17 protein-coding genes are annotated in these 19,355 nt (G+C 70.3%); 14 read left to right on the forward strand and 3 right to left on the reverse strand.

From position 1 onward, the window contains the following. Window positions 1-6 precede the first annotated feature (6 nt). Window positions 7-627, forward strand: coding sequence for a glutathione S-transferase (locus tag CEK69_RS01770; protein ID WP_152243434.1), 621 nt, complete (start codon window positions 7-9; stop codon window positions 625-627). A 92-nt stretch (window positions 628-719) separates the two neighbouring features. Further along, on the forward strand, window positions 720-1,439 hold the full coding sequence (locus CEK69_RS01775) for a DUF4261 domain-containing protein (protein WP_226975001.1): 720 nt from the start codon (window positions 720-722) through the stop codon (window positions 1,437-1,439). Between the two features lie 63 nt (window positions 1,440-1,502). Here the strand turns inward: CEK69_RS01775 and CEK69_RS01780 are convergent, their stop codons facing one another. Further along, complete coding sequence (locus CEK69_RS01780; protein ID WP_017910272.1) at window positions 1,503-2,768, reverse strand: cation:proton antiporter; 1,266 nt, start codon at window positions 2,766-2,768, stop codon at window positions 1,503-1,505. 175 nt (window positions 2,769-2,943) lie between these two features. On the opposite strand from CEK69_RS01780, the gene CEK69_RS01785 reads away from it, so the two are divergent. The 4 genes from CEK69_RS01785 (at window position 2,944) to CEK69_RS01800 (ending at window position 8,719) form a co-directional block, all read left to right on the forward strand. Then, window positions 2,944-4,074 (forward strand): membrane dipeptidase, encoded by a 1,131-nt coding sequence (locus CEK69_RS01785; protein WP_226975002.1) that lies wholly within the window; start codon window positions 2,944-2,946, stop codon window positions 4,072-4,074. Window positions 4,075-4,222: 148 nt separating this feature from the next. Further along, window positions 4,223-5,485: a glycosyl hydrolase family 28-related protein gene (locus tag CEK69_RS01790; protein WP_193313857.1), complete on the forward strand. Its 1,263-nt coding sequence runs from the start codon at window positions 4,223-4,225 to the stop codon at window positions 5,483-5,485. A gap of 558 nt (window positions 5,486-6,043) precedes the next feature. Further along, on the forward strand, window positions 6,044-8,107 hold the full coding sequence (gene fusA / locus CEK69_RS01795) for an elongation factor G (RefSeq protein WP_152243440.1): 2,064 nt from the start codon (window positions 6,044-6,046) through the stop codon (window positions 8,105-8,107). Window positions 8,108-8,236: 129 nt separating this feature from the next. Continuing rightward, a complete protein-coding gene (locus CEK69_RS01800) occupies window positions 8,237-8,719 on the forward strand; it encodes a hypothetical protein (RefSeq protein ID WP_152243442.1) in 483 nt (160 codons plus the stop codon). Window positions 8,720-8,858: 139 nt separating this feature from the next. On the opposite strand, the gene CEK69_RS01805 is transcribed toward CEK69_RS01800, so the two are convergent. Continuing rightward, on the reverse strand, window positions 8,859-10,448 hold the full coding sequence (locus CEK69_RS01805; protein WP_226975003.1) for an alpha-L-arabinofuranosidase C-terminal domain-containing protein: 1,590 nt from the start codon (window positions 10,446-10,448) through the stop codon (window positions 8,859-8,861). A 377-nt stretch (window positions 10,449-10,825) separates the two neighbouring features. Here CEK69_RS01805 and CEK69_RS01810 point away from each other — a divergent pair, with 377 nt between their 5' ends. Next, window positions 10,826-11,890, forward strand: a complete 1,065-nt coding sequence (locus tag CEK69_RS01810) for an aldose epimerase family protein (protein WP_193313858.1) — start codon at window positions 10,826-10,828, stop codon at window positions 11,888-11,890. 97 nt (window positions 11,891-11,987) lie between these two features. Here the strand turns inward: CEK69_RS01810 and ccsA are convergent, their stop codons facing one another. Continuing rightward, complete coding sequence (gene ccsA, locus CEK69_RS01815; protein WP_017910279.1) at window positions 11,988-12,782, reverse strand: cytochrome c biogenesis protein CcsA; 795 nt, start codon at window positions 12,780-12,782, stop codon at window positions 11,988-11,990. A 105-nt stretch (window positions 12,783-12,887) separates the two neighbouring features. Here ccsA and ffh point away from each other — a divergent pair, with 105 nt between their 5' ends. The 7 genes from ffh (at window position 12,888) to trmD (ending at window position 19,352) form a co-directional block, all read left to right on the forward strand. After that, a complete protein-coding gene (gene ffh / locus CEK69_RS01820) occupies window positions 12,888-14,267 on the forward strand; it encodes a signal recognition particle protein (RefSeq protein ID WP_152238411.1) in 1,380 nt (459 codons plus the stop codon). A gap of 22 nt (window positions 14,268-14,289) precedes the next feature. Next, a complete protein-coding gene (locus CEK69_RS01825) occupies window positions 14,290-15,564 on the forward strand; it encodes a hypothetical protein (RefSeq protein WP_152243446.1) in 1,275 nt (424 codons plus the stop codon). A gap of 79 nt (window positions 15,565-15,643) precedes the next feature. Then, the gene (locus tag CEK69_RS01830) at window positions 15,644-16,708 is read left to right on the forward strand and encodes a nitronate monooxygenase (protein ID WP_152243493.1); all 1,065 of its coding nucleotides are present in this window, start codon (window positions 15,644-15,646) and stop codon (window positions 16,706-16,708) included. Next, on the forward strand, window positions 16,705-17,505 hold the full coding sequence (locus tag CEK69_RS01835) for an aminotransferase class IV (RefSeq protein ID WP_152243448.1): 801 nt from the start codon (window positions 16,705-16,707) through the stop codon (window positions 17,503-17,505). The genes CEK69_RS01830 and CEK69_RS01835 overlap by 4 nt, the downstream gene beginning before the upstream one ends. A gap of 174 nt (window positions 17,506-17,679) precedes the next feature. After that, the gene (gene rpsP / locus CEK69_RS01840) at window positions 17,680-17,940 is read left to right on the forward strand and encodes a 30S ribosomal protein S16 (protein WP_010342240.1); all 261 of its coding nucleotides are present in this window, start codon (window positions 17,680-17,682) and stop codon (window positions 17,938-17,940) included. A 43-nt stretch (window positions 17,941-17,983) separates the two neighbouring features. Beyond that, on the forward strand, window positions 17,984-18,496 hold the full coding sequence (gene rimM, locus CEK69_RS01845; protein WP_017907937.1) for a ribosome maturation factor RimM: 513 nt from the start codon (window positions 17,984-17,986) through the stop codon (window positions 18,494-18,496). 73 nt (window positions 18,497-18,569) lie between these two features. Beyond that, on the forward strand, window positions 18,570-19,352 hold the full coding sequence (gene trmD, locus CEK69_RS01850) for a tRNA (guanosine(37)-N1)-methyltransferase TrmD (RefSeq protein WP_152243450.1): 783 nt from the start codon (window positions 18,570-18,572) through the stop codon (window positions 19,350-19,352). Window positions 19,353-19,355: the final 3 nt, after the last annotated feature.

Below are 19,355 nucleotides of genomic sequence, written 5' to 3' on the forward strand. Positions count from 1 at the left end.
GCCGACATGCTGACCATCTGGGGCCGCCACAATTCGAGCAACGTGCGCAAGGTGCTGTGGTGCGCGGAGGAGATCGGCCTGGCCTACACCTCCATCGAGGTCGGCGGCGCGTTCGGCGGCAACGATCAGCCGGCCTATCGCGCGCTCAATCCCAATGGCCTGGTGCCGGCGATCGAGGACGATGGCCTGGCGCTGTGGGAATCCAATGCCATCGTCCGCTACCTGGCCGCGCGCTACGCCCCTGGCACGCTGTACCCGCAGGATCCGGCGCTGCGCGCGCAGGGCGACAAGTGGATGGACTGGACCACCTCGCGCTTCGCCGGTGCCTTCCGCGACCTGTTCTGGGGCGTGTTGCGCACCGCGCCGGAACAGCGCGATGCAGCCAGGATCGCCGCCGCGCTGGAACAATCGGCCGAGCTGTTGCACACCGCCGACGCCGCGTTGGCGCAACAGCCCTGGCTGTCGGGCGAGCACTTCGCCATGGGCGACATCCCGCTGGGCAGCTTCGCCTATGCCTGGTTCGAGATGCCGATCGAACGCCCGGCACTGCCGCACCTGCACGCCTGGTACCAACGTCTGCAGCAGCGCCCGGCCTATCGCAAGGGCGTGATGACGGCGCTGACCTGAGTGCGGCGTTTCCGGCGGGGGACGGTGCCGTCGCGGCGGTGGCCATGCCCGTCAACCGCTCGCTCCCACCTGACGGCAAGGAGCCGCTACCCGTGATCGAACCTCCCAAGATCGTGCTCTGCATTCCCGGCCCATGGCCGGATCGCGCGGACCTGCTCGCGCGCATCGTCCAGGACAGCGGCGGCTACCTGTTCGCCGGGCACGTGCTGATGCACATGGACAGCGGCCAGGCATGCGAACTGCAGTACGAACCGCACGATGCGCGCATGGCCGCCGCGTTCGCCGCCGCCGGCCCGCATTGGCGAGGCTCGGCCGACATGGCGCGCATCGGGACGCATGCGTCCGTCGTCTACCTGATCGGTGCCGGCGGCTCGCGGGTGCGTGCGGAGACGATGATGCGCGCGGCCGCGGCGTTGCTGGACGCCGGTGGCCTGGGGGTGAAGGTGGAAAGCAGCGGCGTCGCCCACAGCCCCGCCGACTGGCGGCAGCTGTGCGCGGACCTGTCGCTAGGCAGCGCCCACCGCGCCTATGTGTTGAACATCACCGGCGAGCAGGTCTACTCCTGCGGCATGCACCAGTTCGGCATGAAGGACGCGATCGTCGCGGCGCAGGCGGCATCCGACCCGGTCGGCCTGCTGCACACCTTCACCTGCTACCTGTTCAACGAAGCGCCCGACGTGCGCGCCGGCCATACCTTCTCGGTCGCGGCGGATGCGCCGCGCTACCGGATCCAGGCCGAAGCCAGCAGCCAGTTCCAGCCCGGCGACCTGTTCGCCAATCCCTATGGACTGTGGCGGCTGATGCCGCTCTGACGCCGCGTTGCTTCCTGCGTCCGTGCGCGGTGTCGGCGACGCGCCGCCGAACGCGTGCGCGCCTCAGGGTCTCCCGCCCGCCACCGCCGGCAGCGCGTCGCCGCCCGCGCGGCGCATCACCCAGTTGAACAGCGGGGTGGCCATCAGCGTGGAGGTGATGGCCATCAGCACCAGGATCGAGAACAGTCCCTGTTCGATCACCCCGGCCTGCAGGCCGATGTTGATGATGATCAGCTCCATCAGGCCGCGCGCGTTCATCAGTGCGCCGATCGCCATCGCATTGCGGTTGGTCTCGCCGCTGATCCGCGCCGCCGCCCAGCAGGCGATGCCCTTGCCCAGGAACGAAGCCAGCAGCACCGCGCCGGCGGCCAGCAGGATCTGCGGGTCCAGCAGCACGCTCAGCTCGGTCTTGAGCCCGGAGAAGGTGAAGAACATCGGCAGCAGGAACACCACCACGAACGGCTGCAATTGCTCGCGCAGCTTTTCGGTCAGTGCGCCCTTGGGCAGGCAGGCGCCGAGCAGGAAACCGCCGAACACCGCGTGGATGCCGATCGCGTCCATCGCCCAGGCGCTGACGCAGAACAGCATCAGCACCACCGCCAGCACCCCGGCGCTCAGCGGCTGCTCGGGGCGCACGTGGTCGGCCAGGCGGCGCAGCCAGTGGCGGCCGACGAGCAGCATGAACAGCGCGTAGCCCACGCCGCCGCCGATCGCCAGATAGGCGCTGCCCCAGCTGCCGCCGAAGCTGGCCAGCACCAGCGCGAGGATGCACCAGGCCGCGGCGTCGTCGACCGCGCCGGCGGTCAACGCCAGCGTGCCCAGCGGGCTGCCGGTGAGGCCGCGCTCGTGGATGATCCGCGCCAGCATCGGGAACGCGGTGATGGCGATGGCCGCGCCCAGGAATAGCGACGCCTCCAGCAGCTTGGCCTTGGCCGAGAACAGCCCGGGCACGTGCAGCAGCCACGGCGCCAGCACGAAGGCGAGCACGAACGGCACGGCGATGCCGGCCAGCGACACGCCCATCGCACTGCGGTAGCGCGTGCGGAAGTGCTCGCCGCGGAAATCGGTGCCGACCAGGAACATGTACAGGCCTACGCCGAACTGCGCGGCCACGTACAGCATGTCCAGGGTCGGCTTGGGGAACAGCGCCTGCTGCAGGTCCGGCAGCAGCGCGCCGAACAGCGACGGCCCCAGCGCCACGCCGGCGATCATCTCGCCGACCACCTGCGGCTGGCCCAGGCGCCTGGCCAGCAGGCCGACCAGCCGGCACACCAGCAGGATCACCGCCGCCTGCAGGAAGAAATACACCGACATCTGCGGGGTGGTCATGGGCGGCCGTCCTGGAAGTGTCGGCGGATGATAGGAGGCCGTGGCGATGAAATCCATGCGGCCGCGCCTCACATGGTGGGGCGGGGCGCGTTGCGGTATGGTGCCTGGCGCGCGCATGGCGCAGGCCGTACACGCATGCGGGCCGACACCGCAGGACGCACCGGGGAGCGAAGCGATGAGCAAGGGATGGACGCGGCGGCAATGCCTGGGCGCCGCTGCCGTGGGTGCAGTGGCCGGCGTGCTGCCCGGGGCCGCCATCGCGGGCGCCGCCGCTGCCCGTGCGCACGATGCCGACGCGCTGTACCGGCGTGCGTTGGTGCTCGACGCCAACGCCCTGGCCTCGATCGGGCAGGTATTCGATGGCCCGGATGCACCGCAGCTGTTGCAGCAATTGCGCGACTCCGGCGTGTCGGCGCTGAAGACCACGCTGGGCGGTGCGGCCGGCGACTTCGAGACCGCCGTGCAGGACATCGCCGCCGCGCAGGCGCTGGTCGAGCGCTATCCCGAGCATTTCCTCAAAGTGCTGCAGCCGGCCGACCTGCGCCGCGCCAAGCGCGAGGGCCGCGTCGCGCTGATCTTCTCCTTCGAATCGGCAGCGATGCTGGAGGACAAGCCCGCGCGCATCGACCTGTTCCGCCAGCTCGGGGTGCGGGTCATGCAACTGACCTACAACCGCACCACGCCGTTCGGCGTGGGCTGCCTGGACGGCGACACGGGCGGTGTCACCGCGCTCGGCCGCGACGCCATCGCGCGCATGAACCGGCTCGGCGTGGCGCTGGATCTCAGCCATTGCAACCTGCAGACCACCCGCGACGGCATTGCGCTGTCGCAGCGTCCGCCCGTCATCACCCATGCCGGTTGCGCCGCAGTGTTCGCGCATCCGCGCAACAAGCCGGACGCCGAACTGCGCGCGCTGGCCGACAAGGGCGGGGTGATGGGCGTGTACATGCTGCCGTTCCTGACCGAGGACAGCCGCCAACCGCAGCTGGCCGACTACATGCGCCACCTGCTGCACGCACTGGACGTGTGCGGCGAGGACCATGTCGGCATCGGTACCGATTCGCTGTTCTTCCCGGCCACCGAGCAGGACCGGCGCGCCTTCGAGGAAGACCTGGTGCAGCGCCGTCGCGACGGCATCGGCGCCCCGGGCGAGAACCGTCTGCCCTACCTGCCCGACGCCAACACCCCGCGCAAGCTCGAACGCGTGGCCGACGCGCTGCTGCGCCAGGGCTACAGTGCCCGGGTGGCCGAGAAGGTGCTGGGAGCGAATTTCGAACGGGTGTTCGGCGAGATCTGGAGTGTTTGACGCCGGCTGTCGCTGACAGCGCATCGCTGGCTCACGGCGCGATCGCGATCGTTGACGGGTGACGGCTGAAACGTTTTTGGGATCACATGTGATGCCGCCGATGCGGCTTTCTCCACAACGCCCTTTTTCACCAAAACGAGAGATGGACATGCAACAGAACTCGAATGGACAGCGGCCCCCGGCCGGAATGTCGCGCCGCGATTTTTCCCGCTTTGTGGGGCTGGGCGGCATGGCTGGGGTGGCGGCGCTGGCTGGCGTGGACGTGGCCGGCGCCAACACGACACAGGCGGCGGCAACAGCTTCCCCGATCGTCAACGTCAAGGATTTCGGCGCAGTCGGCGATGGCGCGACCAACGACCAGCCGGCGATCCAGGCAGCCCTGGACAGCGTGGGGACCGATGGCGGCTACGTGTTCTTTCCCGCGGGCTCCTATCGGGTCGATTTTCCGCTGTTCGTGAAGAGCAAGGTCAACAGCGCGGCGGGGTTCGTGGTGGCCGGCTCTGGACAGAACTGCGCCATTCGTGCCGGCGAGAACTTTCCCACCAACGTAGCTCTGGTCTACGTGCTCGGCGGCAACGCCGCGCTGTTTGATCTGGGGCTGGATGGCATGAATCGCGCGCAGAATGGCGTGGAATACGCGTACTCCGCACCGGACCGTCCCGACGACCGCACCATCCTGATCCGCGGCGTGGCGTTCTCGCGGTTCCTGTCCAACGGCTTTCACTGCGTCGGCGGCGAGGGATACCAGATCCGCGAGTGCTTCTTCAATTCCATCGGCGACTATGCGGTCTACAACCGCGACGGCGGCATCAACTCATTCGTCGAGGGCAATTACATGCTTGGTTGCGGGGGCGTCTATTTGGGGTCCACGTCGGCGCAGCCGGAGGGCGTCAGAATCGTCAACAACTCGATTCTCGCCTCGGCCGGTGCAGGCATTGGCGTCTACGTCGACCACGGCCTGGAGATCAACATTTCGCACAACGTGATCGATCAGGTCAAGGTGGCCTCGGTGCAGATCACCAATAACAGTTCCTATGTCAAATGCATCGGCAACTGGCTGTCCGGACCGCCCGGCACGGTGTTGTGCTCGTTGAGCCAGGATGCAAACTCGATCACCTTCGCCGACAACACCTTCGAGGGCGGCGATTTCCAGTTGTCGGTGGTCTCCGACACCGTCGGCCGCATCCACGACATCACCGTCCACAACAACATCTTCAACAATACGCGCGACACCGCGATGTTCTTCAACAACATTTCAAGGGTCAGCATCATCGGCAACCATTGCCGCTCCAGTGGCAAGGAATCCTTGTTCTGGGGCGCAGGCCAGTACGGCGTGGCGATGGGCAACGTGCTCTGGAAGGGCCCCAACGCCGCGGCCGGGTTGGTCCAGAACACTAATATCGGTTGGTGAGGCGCACGTCATGTCGGTGCCGGCAGAGGCATCTGCCGCACCGGCGCGACGATCGGGGCGGTCCAATTGAAATGTCCCGCCCCGTGGCGCCGGACGGGCATGCATGGCCGTGCGCTTCTGTACCGCTGGCAGTGCCTCCAGCCATGTCAGCGTTGCATGCAGCGCTTCTGACCGTTCCAGCGGCACCGCGCCGCCCGCATTGACCGGGCCCTCGCACAGGTTCAGACTTGCGGCCACATTTCCACCCGAACGTCCACGCCGCCATGGCCCACGCACCGCTGCTGATATTGCCCAACGCCCTGCGCGTCAGCGCAGGCCGGGTGCGCCTGCCTGAAGGAGTGGTCGACGCCGTGCGCTAACGCCGGCCATCGCCGATCCGCCGCAGACAAGCACCCGATGGGTGCTTTTTTATTGCCTGTTTTTCGCTGTTCCACCATTCCGACACGCCAAGGAGAACGTGCCATGCACTACGCCGCCGAACCCGAAACCTAGCCGCATGCCCGCCTCGCCAACCGGGGCATGCGGCGTCCCCCGTGTTGGCAATGCGGAGTCTTTCTCATGAACACAAACACCCTTTCCCGCTGGCGCAATCTCGGCATCATCGCCCACATCGACGCCGGCAAGACCACCCTCACCGAACGCCTGCTGTGGGCCGCCGGTGCGATCCATCGTGTGGGCGAAGTCCACGACGGTGCCGCCACCACCGATTTCTCGGACATCGAACGTGCGCGCGGCATCAGCATCGGTGCGGCCGCGGTGCAGGTGCAGTGGGCGCCGGACGGGCGGCCGGCGCATCGCCTGACCTTGATCGATACCCCCGGACACATCGATTTCGCGATCGAAGTGGAACGCTCGCTGCGCGTGCTCGACGGTGCGGTCGCGGTGTTCTCCGCGGTCGACGGCGTGCAGCCGCAATCCGAAACCGTGTGGCGGCAAGCGCGCCGCCACGGCGTGCCGATGCTCGCGTTCGTCAACAAGATGGACCGTGCCGGTGCCTCGTTCGACGGCGTGCTGGCGCAGTTGCGCAGCAAGCTCGACGCGAAGGTCTGGGCGGTCGGCGTACCGGTGTCGGGCGACTCCGGCTTCGACGGCTGGAGTGACCTGGTCGACGGCCGCCTGCTGAGCTGGGACGACGCGGGGCAACTGCACACGCGCGCCTGGAACACCGAGGAGGTGGTCACGTTCGCGGATGCACGCGAGCAGTTGATCGCCGCGGTGGCCGAGCACGACGAGGCGCTGGCGCAGGCCTATCTCGAGGAACGCGCGATCGACGCCGAGCTGCTGCGCGCCGCCGTGCGCCGGGCCACCCTGGCCGGCGCCGGCGTGCCGGTGCTGGCCGGCTCGGCGTTCAAGCGCAAGGGCATCGAGCCGTTGCTGGACGCGATCGTCGACTGGCTGCCGTCGCCGCTGGACCGCCCGCCGGTCGCCGCCCGGGCTGACACGGACACCGATGCCGGCGCCGAGGACGGACCCGACACCTTGCTGGCGCCGGATCCGTCCGGTCCGCTGGCGGCGCTGGTGTTCAAGTTCGCGCATACCGCGCAGGGGCCGCTGGCCTTCGTGCGCGTGTATTCGGGCACCTTGCGCGTCGGCGACACGGTGTGGACGTCGCATGCGCGGCGTCCGCGCCGGGTCGGGCGGCTGGCGGTGGTGCAGGCGCAGCGCACCCACGACGTGGCGCAGGCGCAGGCCGGCGAGATCGTCGCCGTGCTCGGCTGGAAGGACGCGGTCAGCGGCGAGACGCTCAGCGGCGTGCAGGCGCGGTGGGTGCTGGAACGCATCCGCACACAGCCGCCGGTGCTGGCGTGGCGGCTCGGCGCGGCCAACGCGACCGAGCTGGTGCGGCTGGGCCATGGCCTGGCGCGGTTGGCGCAGGAGGATCCGTCCTTCCGCGTCGACAGCGATCCGGAGACCGGCGAAGCGGTGATCTGGGGCATGGGCGAGCTGCACCTGGAGGTGATGGTGGAGCGCTTGCGCAGCGAGTGGCACGTGGACGTGCGCACCGGTGCGCCGCGCGTGGCCTACCAGGAAACGCCGCGCGCGGCCGCGCTGGGCGTGGCGGCACGGCTGTCCAAGCAGAACGGCGGCCAGGGCCAGTTCGCGCAGGTGGTGCTGGATGTGCTGCCGCGCGCGGACGGTGCGGTCACCTTCGTCGACCGCAGCCGCGGCGGGGTGGTGCCGAAGGTCTTCGTCGCCGCCACCGAGAAGGGGGCGCGTGCGGCGCTGGCGCAAGGCCCGCTCGGTCATCCGGTGGTCGGCGTGGAGGTGGTGCTGGTCGATGGCCAGGCGCATGCGGTGGATTCGTCGGACATGGCGTTCCAGCGCGCGGCTTCGGACGCGGTGAAGGCGGCGCTGGCGCAGGCCGGCACGCTGCTGCTGGAGCCGGTGATGGCGGTGGCGATCGATGCGCCTGCGCACAGCGTCGGCGACGTGCTCGGCGATCTGCAGCGGCGCGAGGGACGCGTCGTGGCGATCGAAGAGCGCGGCTCCCGTGCCGAGGTGGTCGCGCAGGCGCCGCTGGCGCAACTGCAGGCCTATGCCACGGCGTTGCGTTCGCTGACCCAGGGACGGGCATCGGCGAGCATGACCTTCGACGGCTATGCGCCGGTCAAGGCCGCGTGAGCCGCGTTGCCATCTGGCAATGCGGCAGGAGAACGAGGAGCCGGTTCGCCGGCTCCTCTTTTTTTGTCCGCGCTTGCGTTGGCGCCGCGATCCGGGCTTCATAGCCGGCCCCGATCGCCGGAGCCACCCATGCATCGCCGTCTTGTCCTCCTGACCCTGCTTGCTCTGTCGCCGACGCTCGCCGCCGCGCAGCCGCCGGCATGCGCGACGCCGCTGCAGATGGCCGAGCGCCTGTACAAGGCGCGCGATTTCTACTGGCAGCCGCAAAGCCTGGACGGCTTGCTGACCCCATCCTTTGCGCACGCGCTGCAGGCCGACCAGCGCTGCGCGGCGCGCGAGGGCGTGTGCCGGCTGGACTTCGACCCGTGGACCAGCGCGCAGGACGGCGACATTCAGGGCGCGCCGACCTTCACCCTGGTCTCGGGCGGTTCGCAGGCCACCGTGGTGGAGGTGCGCATGGACTACCGCTTGGCGCTCGGCGGTCGTGCCGCGCGGGCGCAGTCGGTCAAGATCGAACTGCAGCGCCGCGGCAACGGCTGCTGGGCGGTCAGCGACCTGATCGCGCCGGATGGACAATCGCTGTTCGCGCTGCTGACCGACGCGCAGGACTAGTCGCGCAGCGCGGCGCGCCGCATAGGAATCCAAATCCCTTTTTGGAATTGGCGAGGAGTGGCTGCGCTGCGCGGGCCGACCCTCACCCCAACCCCTCTCCCGGGGGGAGAGGGGCTAGGAGCGCGGCAATGGCCTGGGGCTACTGCAGCTTCAGCATCACGATCGCCTTGGCCGGCAGCGCCACCTGCAGCGTGTCGCCTTGCACGCGCGCGCCGGCGAAGGCGGCCGGGCGTACCGCCTGCGGCTGGGCGAAGGTGTTGAGCGCGTCGATGGTCGGTGCGGTCAGGATCTGCCCGTCGACGCCGCGCGCCTGCACGCCGTCGACCTGCACCGTAACGTCGGCGCTGCGGTTCGGGTCCAGATTGGTCAGCGCCACGTACACGTGCCCGTCCTTGGCCCGCACCGCCGAGCCGTGCACCGCCGGCACCGTATAGCCGGCATGCCGGTAGTCGGGCGTGCTGATCTGCAGCGGCAGCGCGGTCGCGTCCTGGTACGGCTTGTACAGCATGAAGACGTGGTAGGTCGGCGTCAGCAGCATCCTGTCGCCGTCGGTGAGGATCATCGCCTGCAGCACGTTGACCATCTGCGCGATGTTGGCCATGCGCACGCGGTCGGCATGCTGGACGAAGATGTCCAGGTTGAGCGACGCCACCAGCGCATCGCGCAAGGTGTTCTGCTGGTGCAGGAAACCCGGGTTCACGTCGGGCAGGCCCTTGTACCAGGTGCCCCATTCGTCGACCACCAGCGCGACCTTCCTGTCCGGGTCGTACTTGTCCATGATCGCGCTGTGCTTGCTGATCAGCTCGTCCATCCGCAGCGTGCGCGACAGCGTTTCGATCCACGCCGCCTCGTCGAAGCTGGTGGAAGAGGCGCGCGGCGGCCAGCCGCCGGGCACGGTGTAGTAGTGCAGGCTCAGGCCGTCCATGAACTTGCTGGCCTCGCGCATCATCACCTCGGTCCAGTGGTAGTCGTCTTCGTTCGGGCCGGGCGCGATCTTGAGGATCTTCTGGTCGGCCGGCGCCTTGACGAAGGTCTGGTAACGGCGGAACACGTCGGCGGCGTACTCGGCGCGCATGTTGCCGCCGCAGCCCCACAGTTCGTTGCCGACGCCGAAGAACGGCACCTTCCACGGGGCCTGGCGGCCGTTGCGGCGGCGCTGTTCGGCCAGGGTCGAGCGCGTGGGCGCGGTCATGTATTCCACCCACTGCGCCATCTCGTCCGGCGCCGCGTCGCCGACGTTGCCGGCCACGTACGCCTGCGTGCCGAGCAGTTCGGTGAGGTCCATGAACTCGTGGGTGCCGAAGCTGTTGGGTTCCTCCACGCCGCCCCAGTGGGTGTTGACGCTGGTCGGGCGCTGGTTGCGCGGACCGATGCCGTCGCGCCAGTGGTATTCGTCGGCGAAGCAGCCGCCGGGCCAGCGGATGTCCGGCACGTCCAGCGCCTTCAGCGCAGCGACCACGTCGTTGCGGTAGCCGCGGGTGTTGGGGATCTTCGAGTCCGGGCCGACCCAGACGCCGCCGTAGATGCCGTTGCCCAGATGCTCGGCGAACTGTCCGAACAGGTGGCGCGACACCGCGGCGCCAGGGCGGTCGGCACGCAGCGTGCCGCGCACCTCGACGTCGGCGGCCTGCGCCAGTGTGGCGGCCAGTGCCAGGCCGAGCGTCGCGGCGATCAGCGGCAACCGTCGCCAGTGTGCCGCACGCTGCTGCAGGAAACGGGGCGAACGCATCGGGAGCTCCTTGTCGGGTAGGGCGGCGCCGTCGCCAGCGTCGCGTGGGAGTGACGGCCGGCGCGCGGCCTTGGCCATGAAGCCCAGGCGCTGCCGCATTCGGGGCGCGCACCCCCCGGCACGATCGCTTCCGCGCCTGTCCCCGGTGTGCCCCGCTCCCGAGCATAGAAGACACGTGGAGGGCGAACCAATGCCCAAATGCGAGGCCGCCATATCGGAATTGCAATGCGCGGCACGGCGCCGCACGCGGTGTGTTGCCAGAACGTGCGCGGTATCGCACAGCGCGCTGTCGGCGCTCGCGCGGCGATGGCCGTGTCGCGCCCTCGCTGGTTATGCTGCGGACCCCGCGCATGCGCACCGACTTCCAAGGCTCCTGCATGTCCTCGCTCTTCGGTCATCTTCCCGACGGTACCGCCATCCAGCGCATGGTCCTGGACAGCGGCGACGGCCTGCGCGCCGAGTTGCTGACCTACGGCGGCCTGCTGCGCAGCCTGCGCCTGCAGGGCACGCACGGCGATACCGAGCTGGTGCTGGGGCTGCCGACGCTGCAGGACTACCTGCAGGACCCGGCCTACCTGGGCGTGCTGGTGGGCCGCTTCGGTAACCGCATCGCCGGGTCGGCCTTCACCGTCGATGGCCGGCACTACGCGGTCACCGCCAACGAGGGCGCCAACCATCTGCACGGCGGCGCGCTGGGCTTCGGCCGCCGGGTGTGGACGGTGTCGGCGCAGACCGAGCGCATGCTGCAGTTGCGCTACGACTCGCCGGCCGGCGAGGAGGGCTATCCGGGCAACCTGTCGGTGGAGGCGACCTACCGCGTCGAAGACCGTTGCCTGAGCGTCGAGTTCGTCGCGCAGACCGATGCGCCGACCCCGCTCAATCTCACCCACCATCCCTATTTCAACCTGGCCGGCGATGCCGCGGTGCCCGCCGCGGCGCAGTGGCTGCGGGTGCCGGCCGACCGTTACCTGCCGGTGCGCGATGCGGCGCTGCTGCCGCGCGGCGAGATCGCCACGGTGGCCGCTACGCCGTTCGATTTCCGCCAGGCGCGTGCCATCGCCGACAAGGACATCGCCGCCGATCCGCAACTGTCGCTCAGCGCCGGCTACGACCACTGCCTGGTGCTGGCCGAGGGCCACGATTGCACCGCGCTGCTGTATTCGCCGCACAGCGGCGTGGCCATGCGCATCGTCAGTCCGATGCCGGCGGTGCAACTCTATGAAGGCCAGGGCCTGGACCGGCAGCATCCGGCGCTGGGCCGTGGTATCTGCCTGGAGCCGCAGGGCTATCCGGACGCGCCGAACCAGCCGGGCTTTCCCGATTGCATCCTGCGTCCCGGCCAGGTCTATCGGCACCGCATCGACTATCGCTTCGCCGAGGTCGGCCGCGGCGCCGACTGGGCGGCGGTGGAGGCGGCGTTGGCGGAGCAGGGCGGCGGTTGAGGCGTGGGACGTCGCAGGCGTGTCTGAAGCCGCGACCGGGCCTTTCCCGGTGTCACCCGTCGCGGCTGAAGCCGCTTCTACGGGAAGACGGGGGCCGCTACTGCGCGTGTCCCAGCACCAGTTCGATCACGAACTTGCTGCCGAAGAACGACAGCAGCAGGAGCACCATTGCCGCCAGGGTCCAGTGCACCGCCTTGACCCCGCGCCAGCCGTAGCGCCAGCGGCCGAACAGTAGCGCGCCGAACACGATCCACGACAGCACGCTGAGCACGGTCTTGTGCACCAGCCGCTGCGCCAGGAAATCCTGCACGAACAGCACCCCGGTCAGCAGGGTCAGGGTCAGCAGGATGAAGCCGACCACGATGGTGCGGAACAGCAGCGTCTCCAGCGCGGTCAGCGGCGGCAGCGCGCGCAGCCATGGATGGAAGTCGCGGCGTCGCAGCGCGCGTTCCTGCAGCCACAGCATCACCGCCAGCAGGGCGGCGATGCCCAGCGTGGCGTAGGCCAGCAGCGCCAGCCAGGCGTGCAACTGCAGCCGCCAGTCCAGCACCGGCGCGGGCTCGTGGCCGTAGCCGTGGTAGGCCAGCAGCAGCGCCGCCGACAGCGGGAACACCACCACGCCCAGCGCGGCCATGCGCCCGCTGGCGCCGACCAGGGCGGTCATCAGCGCCATGCCCAGGCTGACCAGCGACAGCGCGGCGAAGAAGTGCATGTCCGGGCCACCGGCGGTGTGCAGGGCCACCTGCACGTGATAGCCCGCATGCAGGGCCACCGCCGGTAGCGCCGGCCACAGCCAGGCGCGGCTGCGGTCCACCCGGTCGCGCACCACCGCGGCGATCAGCAGGCCGGTGGCGGCCAGGTACAGCAGGGCGGCGAGGACGGTGATGAGCATCGCGCCAGTTTCGCATATCGGGCCAGCCGCCGTGACGGCGCCGCCGGGGATCGCCGGCGCGCCCGGCTATAATCGACGGCCGTTTCCCGTCCGCGACCCGCCCGCATGTTCGAATCCCTCACCCAACGCCTCTCCGGCACCATGCAGCGCCTGCGCGGCCGCGGTCGCCTGACCGAGGAGAACATCCGCGAAGCCACCCGCGAAGTGCGCATCGCGCTGCTCGAGGCCGACGTCGCCCTGCCGGTGGTGCAGGCGCTGATCGAGCGCATCAAGGTCCGCGCGGTCGGTCAGGAAGTGCTCAAGAGCCTGACCCCGGGCCAGGCGCTGATCAAGGTCGTGCGCGACGAGCTGACCGCGGTGATGGGCTCGGCCGCCAGCGACCTCAACCTCAACGTGCCGGCGCCGGCGATCGTGCTGATGGCCGGCCTGCAGGGCGCGGGCAAGACCACCACGGTCGGCAAGCTGGCCAAGCACCTGAAGGAAAAGCGCAAGAAGAAGGTCATGGTGGTGTCGGCCGACGTGTACCGCCCGGCCGCGATCGAGCAGCTCAAGACCCTGGCCGAGCAGGTCGGGGTGCTGTTCTTCCCGTCCGAGGCCTCGCAGAAGCCGGTGGACATCGTCCGCGCCGCCATTGCCGACGCGCGCAAGTCCTTCGTCGACGTGCTGCTGGTGGATACCGCCGGCCGCCTGGCCATCGACGCGGCGATGATGGAGGAGATCAAGGCGCTGCACGCGGCGATCACCCCGGTCGAGACCCTGTTCGTGGTCGACGCGATGACCGGCCAGGACGCGGCCAACACCGCCAAGGCGTTCAGCGAGGCGCTGCCGCTGACCGGCGTGGTGCTGACCAAGACCGACGGCGACGCCCGCGGCGGCGCGGCGCTGAGCGTGCGCTACATCACCGGCAAGCCGATCAAGTTCATCGGCGTCGGCGAGAAGCCGGACGGCCTGGACGTGTTCCATCCCGACCGCCTGGCCAGCCGCATCCTCGACATGGGCGACGTGCTGTCGCTGGTCGAGCAGGTCGAGCACCAGGTCGACAAGGACAAGGCGCAGAAGCTGGCCGAGAAGGTCGCCAAGGGCAAGAAGTTCGACCTCAACGACATGCGCGACCAGCTCGAGCAGATGCAGAACATGGGCGGCCTGTCCGGGCTGATGGACAAGCTGCCGGGCATGGGCCAGATCCCCGAGCACCTCAAGCAGCAGGTCGCCGGCAACAAGGACGTGCCGCGGATGATCGCCATCATCGGCTCGATGACCAAGAAGGAGCGGCGCAACCCGGGCCTGCTCAACGGCTCGCGCCGCGCGCGCATCGCCCGCGGTTCCGGTACCCAGCCGGCCGACGTCAACAAGCTGATGAAGCAGTATCAGCAGATGGAAAAGATGATGAGCAAGATGGCCGGCGGCGGCATGAAGGGCCTGATGCGCGGCATGAAGGGCATGCTCGGCGGCATGGGCGGCCGCGGCGGCCTGCCGTTCCGCTGAGCCCGCGGCCACGGCGCGTGCGGTGAGCGTGTCCGTCGGCACGCGCGTGCTGCGCCTGGCCCTGGCGCTGGCCCTGGCGCTGCACTCGGCCTCCGGCTGGGCGGTGCTGCCGGCGACGCTGGTGTACTGGGTGCTGGTGGTACTGGTCGTCGCAGCGATCGATCGTGCGATGGCGCGACGCACGGCCGGCGGTACCGCGGCGGCTTCCCTGGGCCCCGCCATTGGCGAGGCCGGCGCCACGCCCGCGCCGGCGCGGCTGCCGCCGCCAGCGCAGCCTGTCATCCCACCTGCGGCGATGCGCGCGCGGCCGTCCGGTCCGCGCCAATGGCGCCATCATCTCGAGGACATCGTCCCGTTCCCGGAGGAGCGCTTCCCGCGCCAGGGCATCTGCACCACCTCCGAGCTTGTGCTGTACGCCGGCGATGCGCTGGTGCTCGCCTTCCATCCCGCCGCTGACGGCCCCGCGCAGTGGCGCTGCGACCTGCTGGCACCGGGCGCGACCCAGGCGCAGTGGCTGGACGTGGCGGCCGATGCCGAGTGCGTCGTGCCGATCGTGCGCACCGGCGTGTACTCGATCGGTATCGGCCAGGCCGAGCTGCAGGTGCCCGGCACGGTGGCGCTGTGGCGGCGCGTGCCGGAACCGGAGCGGCTGGCGCTGCCGATGCAGCCACTGCGCGGCACGCCGTTGGCGTATGCGCAGCGCCCCGATGGCAGCCTCGCCGTTGTCGAGGCATCAGTGCGTGACGCATGGCCGCTGGCGCAGTTGCCGCCGCGTTGCGTGGCGCGCGTGCCGGCCGCGGCCGCGTTGCTGTTCGCCGGCGCCGAGCGGGCCTGGGACGTGCATGGAGCGCAGGACACCGCGGTGGCGGATCCCACGGATAACGTGGTCGTGCATCGTCACTTTCTGCAGCTGAGCCAGGGCGACGTCCTGGTGCTGGAGGCGGTGTGGACATCCGGCCTGTTCGGTCGGTCACTGCCGGTGCCCGGCGGCAGCCGTCCGACCGACGGCGAACTGGGGCTGTTCGCGCTGTTGCACGGGCCGCAGCTGATGGCCTTGCGTCCGTCCGCGGCGACGCCGGCGTGCGTGGAGGTGGTGTGTCCGGTCGATGGGCTGTATTGCCTGGAGCTGCGGCTGTCCGGTCCGGCGGCGTGGCGCGATCGTGCTGTCGAGACGTTCGTCGATCTGCGGCTGTGGGGTGCCTTCGTGCATCGCCCGTCACGGTTGCGCGCTTTTTCCCAGCAGCAGGTGTGGGTCGGCGATCGGGACCGGCAATGTCTGCCGGTGCCGCTGCCGTGAGCGTCCTCGCATCTCTGGCACGGCGGCCGGAAGGCGGCGCGGCTACCATGGCCGTTCCTTGAATCGCGGAGCACGCATGATGCAGCGCCTGGCGCGCGTGGACGCCTTTCGGCAGCGCTTCGGCCTGCACCTGCCGATCCTGCTCAGCCCGATGGCCGGTGCCTGCCCGGTGCCGCTGTCGGCCGCGGTCGCCGCGGCCGGCGGCATGGGGGCGATGGGCGCGGTGCTGTCGGCGCCGCAGGACATCGTGGCGTGGATGGATGCGTTCCGCGCCGCCGGCGGCGGGGCGGCACAGGTCAACCTGTGGGTGCCGGATCCGCCCCCCGCGCGCGATGCCGCCGCCGAGGCCGAGGTGCGCGCCTTTCTCGCGGCCTGGGGACCGCCGGTCGACGCCGCCGCCGGCGATGCGGCGCCGGCCGATTTCGATGCCCAGTTCGAGGCCCTGCTCGCGGCGCGTCCGGCAGTGGCCTCCTCGATCATGGGCCTGTTCCGGCCGGACCAGGTGCAGCGCCTGCAGCAGGCCGGGATCGCCTGGTTCGCCTGCGCCACCACCCTGGACGAGGCGCTGGCTGCGCAGGCCGCCGGTGCCGATGCGGTGGTCGCGCAGGGGGCGGAGGCCGGCGGCCATCGCGGTGCCTTCGAGGCCGGCAGCGCCGAGCGGCAGTTGACCGGGCTGTTCGCGCTGCTGCCGCGGCTGGCCGACCAGTTGCAGATCCCGGTGATCGCCGCCGGTGGCATCGGCGACGGCCGTGGCATCGCCGCCGCTTTGACCCTGGGCGCGAGCGCGGTGCAGATCGGCACCGCCCTGCTGCGCACCCCGGAGGCGGCGCTGGCACCGGCCTGGGCGGATGCGCTGGCCCAGGCCGAACCCGAGCAGACCACGTTGACCCTCGCCTTTTCCGGCCGCCTGGGCCGCGCGCTGGCCACCGACTACGTGCGCGCCGCCGCTGCCGCGGAGGCGCCGCCGCCGCGGCCGTACCCGGTGCAGCGTGGCCTGACTGCGCCGATGCGCCAGGCCGCACAGCGCGCCGGCCGCCTGGCGGCGATGCAGGCCTGGGCCGGGCAGTCGGCGTGGATGGCCCAGGCCGAGCCCGCCGCGACGTTGGTTGAACGCTGGTGGACGCAGGCGCAGGCCCTGCTGTGACATCGCAGGTCTTCCACCACGGGCAGCCTGCCGGCGCCGAGCTGCTGGCCGCCGCCGCGCTTGTGAACTATGGGCACTTCAGCACCATGCAGGTGCGCAATGGCGCCGTGCGCGGGTTCGGGCTGCATCTGCAGCGGTTGCAGCAGGCCAATGCGGCGCTGTTCGGGAGTGCCTTGCCGCATGAGCGCGTGCGCGGCGAGCTGCGCGCGGCGCTGGCCGCGTTCGGCAGGGGCAACGCGTCGCTGCGCGTCACCGTGTGTTCGCCGGCATTCACCCTGCGCCGGGCCGATGCCGACTGCGCGGTGGAACTGCTGGTGTCACTGGCGCCACCGGCGCAGGCCGAGGCGGCGCCGCTGCGCCTGCGCAGCAGCGTGTTCGCACGCGAGGCGGCGCAGTTCAAGCACGTCGGCACCTTCGCCGCGTTCCACCAGCGCCGCCTGGCGCTGCAGGCCGGCAGCGACGATGCGCTGTTCGTCGACGCGCAGGGGCAGGTGGCCGAAGGGCCGACCTGGAACCTGGGACTGTGGGACGGCGCCTGTCTGCACTGGCCGCAGGCACCAGCGCTGCGCGGCACCCAGGAACGGTTGCTGCAGGCCGGGCTCGCCGCGCTGGGCGTGGCGCAGGAGGTTCGGCCGCTGTCGCTCCACGAACTCGGGCCGGACGTGGCCGCCTTCACCTGCAACGCCCGCGGCCAGCAGGCGGTGGCGGCGGTGGACGGGCGCGCGCTGCGCCCGGCCGCGGATCTATTGGCCATGCTGGAGGCGGCGTCGCACACCCAGCCCTGGCAGGCGATCTGAGCACCCCGTGGACGGCCATCGTGGCATGGCTGCCGCTCCTGGCGAATCCCCAATCTCGAATCCCCAATCCCGCGGCCGCAGGCCACGGCCCAGACTTGGCAGAGCCGGGGCCGGTCGCTATAATCGTCGGTTCACCGCGCCATCCTGGCGACTGGGCAACACCGGAAACTCACCATGGTCAAGATCCGCCTTACCCGTGGCGGCGCCAAGAAGCGCCCCTTCTACCACATCATCGTCACCGACGTGCGCAGCGCGCGCGACGGCCGCAACATCGAACGCGTCGGTTACTACAACCCGGTCGCCCAGGGCGCCGAGCCGCGCGTGGTGCTGGACCTGGCCCGCGTCGACCATTGGGTGTCCAATGGCGCGCAGCTGACCGACAAGGTGCGCAACCTGTACAAGGAAGCCACCAAGAACCAGGCCGCCGCGGCCTGATTCCGCGGGCCGCGCCCAGCGCGCGGCCCTCGCGTTTGCCCCAATGAAAGACAGCCAGCGCCGCATCCTGCTCGGTCGGGTCCTCGGCGCGTTCGGCATCCGTGGCGAGGCCAAGCTCGAGTCCTGGACCGAGCCGCGCCTCGCCATTTTCCGTTATCAGCCCTGGATCGTGCGCAAGCCCGACGGCAGCGAGAGCAGCCTCAGCGGCGTGCGCGGCCGCGAGTCCGGCAAGTACCTGATCGCCACGCTGCCCGAGGTCACCGACCGCGACGCGGTCGAGGCCCTGCGCGGCACCGAGATCTACGTGGCGCGCAGCAGCCTGCCGCCGCCGCGCCCGGACGAGTACTATTGGGTGGACCTGGAAGGCCTGGACGTGCGTACCGTCGACGGCGTGGCGCTGGGGCAGGTGTCGCACCTGTTCTCCACCGGCGCCAACGACGTGCTGGTGGTGCGCGGCGACCGCGAACGGCTGGTGCCGTTCGTGCAGCCGGACTACATCAAGTCGGTGGATTTCGAGGCCAACCTGGTCGTGGTCGACTGGGACCCCGAGTTCTGAGCGAAGCGGCCATGCGGCCGCTTTGGCGTTTGCCTTTCCCATTCCCCATTCCCGGCTCCCCATTCCCCGCCTCATGCGCATCGACGTCATCAGTCTGTTCCCCGAGTTCGTCGCCCAGTGCGCCGGGTTCGGCGTGGTCGGGCGGGCGCAGGAGCGCGCGCTGCTGGACCTGCACGGCTGGAACCCGCGCGACTACGCCAGCGGCGGCTACCGCAAGGTCGACGACCGCCCGTTCGGCGGCGGCCCGGGCATGGTGATGATGATCGAGCCGCTGCAGGCCTGCCTGCAGGCGGTGCGCGCGGCCGATCCGCTGCCGGCGCCGCTGATCTACCTGAGCCCGCAAGGCCGGCCGCTGACCCAGGCCAAGGCCCGCGAACTGGCCGCGCTGCCGCGGCTGCTGCTGCTGTGCGGGCGCTACGAGGGCGTGGACGAGCGTTTCGTCGCCGCCGCGGTGGACGAGGAAATCTCGATCGGCGACTACGTGCTGTCCGGCGGCGAACTGGCCGCGGCGGTGCTGGTGGACGCGGTCACCCGGCTGCAGGAGGGGGCGCTGAACGACGCCGAATCCGCGGCCCAGGACAGTTTCGAGGGCCCGGACGGCCTGCTCGACTGCCCGCACTACACCCATCCGCGCGAACACGCATTGGGCGAGGTGCCGGCGGTGCTGCGCTCCGGCAACCACGCCGCGATCGCGCGCTGGCGGCGCATGCAGGCGCTGGGGCGGACCTGGCTGCGGCGTCCGGAACTGCTGGACGAGGCGGCGCTGAGCGCGGCCGACCGGCGCCTGCTGCAGGAATTCCGCCAGGAGCGGGAGGCGGCGCAGGCCGCCGAACAGGAAAATCCATCCAAGCCCTAGCCA

This window comes from Xanthomonas sp. LMG 12462 (genome assembly GCF_009192885.1).
GTDB classification, from domain to species: domain Bacteria; phylum Pseudomonadota; class Gammaproteobacteria; order Xanthomonadales; family Xanthomonadaceae; genus Xanthomonas_A; species Xanthomonas_A sontii.

What these genes read in the sequence shown, in the direction of transcription:
- rimM (WP_017907937.1), top strand. Translation starts at nt 17,984, where the DNA reads ATGAAAGACAGCCAGCGCCGCATCCTGCTCGGTCGGGTCCTCGGCGCG.
- CEK69_RS01805 (WP_226975003.1), bottom strand. Translation starts at nt 10,448, where the DNA reads ATGCGTTCGCCCCGTTTCCTGCAGCAGCGTGCGGCACACTGGCGACGG.
- CEK69_RS01810 (WP_193313858.1), top strand. Translation starts at nt 10,826, where the DNA reads ATGTCCTCGCTCTTCGGTCATCTTCCCGACGGTACCGCCATCCAGCGC.
- CEK69_RS01830 (WP_152243493.1), top strand. Translation starts at nt 15,644, where the DNA reads ATGCAGCGCCTGGCGCGCGTGGACGCCTTTCGGCAGCGCTTCGGCCTG.
- fusA (WP_152243440.1), top strand. Translation starts at nt 6,044, where the DNA reads ATGAACACAAACACCCTTTCCCGCTGGCGCAATCTCGGCATCATCGCC.
- CEK69_RS01780 (WP_017910272.1), bottom strand. Translation starts at nt 2,768, where the DNA reads ATGACCACCCCGCAGATGTCGGTGTATTTCTTCCTGCAGGCGGCGGTG.
- ccsA (WP_017910279.1), bottom strand. Translation starts at nt 12,782, where the DNA reads ATGCTCATCACCGTCCTCGCCGCCCTGCTGTACCTGGCCGCCACCGGC.
- ffh (WP_152238411.1), top strand. Translation starts at nt 12,888, where the DNA reads ATGTTCGAATCCCTCACCCAACGCCTCTCCGGCACCATGCAGCGCCTG.
- CEK69_RS01800 (WP_152243442.1), top strand. Translation starts at nt 8,237, where the DNA reads ATGCATCGCCGTCTTGTCCTCCTGACCCTGCTTGCTCTGTCGCCGACG.
- rpsP (WP_010342240.1), top strand. Translation starts at nt 17,680, where the DNA reads ATGGTCAAGATCCGCCTTACCCGTGGCGGCGCCAAGAAGCGCCCCTTC.
- CEK69_RS01770 (WP_152243434.1), top strand. Translation starts at nt 7, where the DNA reads ATGCTGACCATCTGGGGCCGCCACAATTCGAGCAACGTGCGCAAGGTG.
- CEK69_RS01790 (WP_193313857.1), top strand. Translation starts at nt 4,223, where the DNA reads ATGCAACAGAACTCGAATGGACAGCGGCCCCCGGCCGGAATGTCGCGC.
- CEK69_RS01785 (WP_226975002.1), top strand. Translation starts at nt 2,944, where the DNA reads ATGAGCAAGGGATGGACGCGGCGGCAATGCCTGGGCGCCGCTGCCGTG.
- trmD (WP_152243450.1), top strand. Translation starts at nt 18,570, where the DNA reads ATGCGCATCGACGTCATCAGTCTGTTCCCCGAGTTCGTCGCCCAGTGC.